We start from the raw sequence: 2,699 nt of genomic DNA, 5'->3' as shown, positions 1-2,699 counted from the left end.
CTTCCCCATCATCGGCTATAATAGCTGGGGCGTTTGGGTGGTTTTTGGCATTTATTAATAGATGATATAAAACGCTCATTGTACCTCTTTGCTCCTTATTAGATTATTTAACATGCTCCAAGCTTCATCAAATCCGCTATCAGCTGGGCTTTTTAGGTTATTTTTTTGATTAACAACCGGATTATCAATTAGACTATATTTGTTGTTATTTTCTAATATTAAAAACTTATTACCCATTGCAATAGCCTCGAATATACTATGCGTAACAAATATTATAGTAAGCTCAGGATTGTTAAGCCAAATTTGATATAGTTTTGCGCATAGCTCGTCTTTAGTGTCAGCATCAAGTGCGCCAAAAGGCTCATCCATTAGCAAGACTTTTGGCTCTTGAATTAGCGCTCTAGCGATAGCAACTCGCTGTTTCATACCGCCAGAAAGTTCATGAGGATAGTAGTTTGCATATTGATCAAGACCAACTATACTTAGGTATTTAATCGCTTTTTGATTTATTTCATTTTTGTTTAGCTTGGAATGAATTTTAAGTGGATAGGCAACATTTTCAAGGACATTTTTCCAAGCAAAAATTTGGTTAAAATCTTGAAAAACCATTGCAATATCTCGTCTCGGCTCTTTTATAATCTTTTCTTCAAGACAAATCTGTCCACTACTAGCTATCTCAAATCCGCCAATAAGGCGTAAAAGTGTGCTTTTACCAACGCCACTTCGTCCCAAAATCATAATAAAATCACCTAAATTTATCTCTATATTAAAATCTTTTATTATGTAATTGTCTTTGAATTTTTTGCTTAAATTTGATATTTTAAGTAAACTCATGAGACTGCTCCCCATTTTTGATGGTTTTATTTTCAATAAATTTAAATAGTAGATCTTCGATTAAAATTCCGATCACCATAAGAACTATAAGGGTAGCTAACATTCCGGGCATATCTAAATAGCTTCGCTTGATATATATATCCCAGCCAAGACCGCCTAGCGCCCCAGTTGTACCAAATATCATTTCAGCTGCTATAAGCGCTCTCCATGCTCTAGCCCAGCCACTTTTTAATCCCATTATGATACTTGCCATCGCTGCTGGAATATATATATCTATTAGCATTCTAGTCTTTGGAATTTGCATATTTAGTGCTACTTCTTTGTAAATCTTAGGAATAGAGTCAAACCCTAGCAATATAGCTAACAGTACAGGCCAGATAATTGAGTGAGTCATAATAAAAACAATAGCTCCATTGCCTACACCAAACCACAAAATTGCAAGTGGCAATAGTGCAATTCCTGGTAAAGGGTCAAGTACTGAAACGGCTGAAATAAAGTAATTTTTAATATTTTTATGCAGGCTTGATAACAATACAAAAACTACAATAATCCCAAAAGAGACTAAAATTCCAAGAAAAATAAGATATAAGGTATATCCGACCTTTGTTATCAAACTTCCATCTAGTAGCTCCTTATAAAGCGAACTAAATATATCAAATACCGATGGAAAGAGCATTGTAGGGAAAATCTCTAAATAATAAACGCTCTGCCAAATTGCCGCAAAAATAGCGATATAAATTACCCTAGTTGATAGTTTTTTCATTTAATGCTATAAATTCCTCTTCCCAAAAATAATCTTTTAATTGTAGTTTGTTTTTTATATAGCCATTTTGCAACATATGACTTTCTAGCCTTTTGACACCATAAATTTCCATAGTGTATTCATTACCTGGATAATCCATATACTCAATCACATTAGCTAAACTTAATTTTTCTATTTTAGAGATAATTTCCATAGCATTTTTATCTTTTGAATTTAAAAGTTCTATGCTTCTTTGAAAGGTATTTTTTATAACTTTATATCTTTTAGTATCGTTATAAAGTTCTTTAGTAACTAAGCACACAATGCTTGAACGAAGATCTAAATCATCGCCATTTAAAATTGCTCTGGCACCACCAGCCTTCTCTTTTATATTAAATGGCATAGGGGCAAAATGTGCAATAATATCAGTTCCACTCATAAGCGCAGTATATGAATCAGGATTTTTCATCGTGATTATGTTTTTATCAAATTTAGTAGCATCATTGTATTTTTGCATTGCTGCTATGCTAAGCATCATTTGTTGGATTGATATCGCACCTGGAACGGCAATTTTGTGGTTTGGTTTTATATCATCTAAGCTTTTTATATTTTTATCTAAGACCATTAATTCAATTGGAGCGATATTTATTCCAAAGCCAATCTTTAAATCTGCTCCCTTATTTATCGCCATAATAGCTGGCGGAATTCCTACACAACCCATATCCAAATCTCCGCCAATAAGTGCTTCAACAATCGCTGCACCACCACCAAAACTCTGCTTTTGTATCTTTAAATCGGGATCAAATTCATTAAATATCTTTAACTCATTAGCTACATATATAGGTGCATATATTGTACTATATTGCTGAGCTATGCGTAGACTCTTATTTTCAATTGAATCACAACCTATTAATATCATCAAAACCACTACAAAAAATAAATTTCTAATCAAATTTTTCCTTTAAATTTATTTAGCCATCATCTCTTTATCCCAAATAAGCTCTTTAATAGGATTTTTGATATGACCACTACTTAGCATATATTCATAAATTTCACTCAATCCATAGACTTTGGTTGAAAATATGCTATTTGGATACTCTATATACTCCAGCGCCTCTTTTTG

The 2,699-nt window shown here is 32.8% G+C and carries 3 protein-coding genes; all 3 read right to left on the bottom strand.

Annotation, left to right across the window (positions count from 1 at the left end):
* Positions 1–75: 75 nt before the first annotated feature.
* Genes J6V67_RS04655 through J6V67_RS04645 form a run of 3 tightly spaced genes read right to left on the bottom strand, consistent with a single transcriptional unit; the run spans position 76 to position 2,528 of the window.
* Positions 76–834, bottom strand: coding sequence for an ABC transporter ATP-binding protein (locus tag J6V67_RS04655; RefSeq protein ID WP_291859477.1), 759 nt, complete (start codon positions 832–834; stop codon positions 76–78).
* The gene (locus J6V67_RS04650; RefSeq protein WP_291859474.1) at positions 821–1,597 is read right to left on the bottom strand and encodes an ABC transporter permease; all 777 of its coding nucleotides are present in this window, start codon (positions 1,595–1,597) and stop codon (positions 821–823) included. Before J6V67_RS04650 ends, J6V67_RS04655 begins: the two co-directional genes overlap by 14 nt.
* Positions 1,578–2,528, bottom strand: a complete 951-nt coding sequence (locus J6V67_RS04645; RefSeq protein WP_291859471.1) for an ABC transporter substrate-binding protein — start codon at positions 2,526–2,528, stop codon at positions 1,578–1,580. Before J6V67_RS04645 ends, J6V67_RS04650 begins: the two co-directional genes overlap by 20 nt.
* Positions 2,529–2,699: the final 171 nt, after the last annotated feature.

This window comes from Campylobacter sp., assembly GCF_017646085.1.
GTDB lineage: Bacteria > Campylobacterota > Campylobacteria > Campylobacterales > Campylobacteraceae > Campylobacter.
This window is presented reverse-complemented; position numbering and strand designations above follow the sequence as displayed.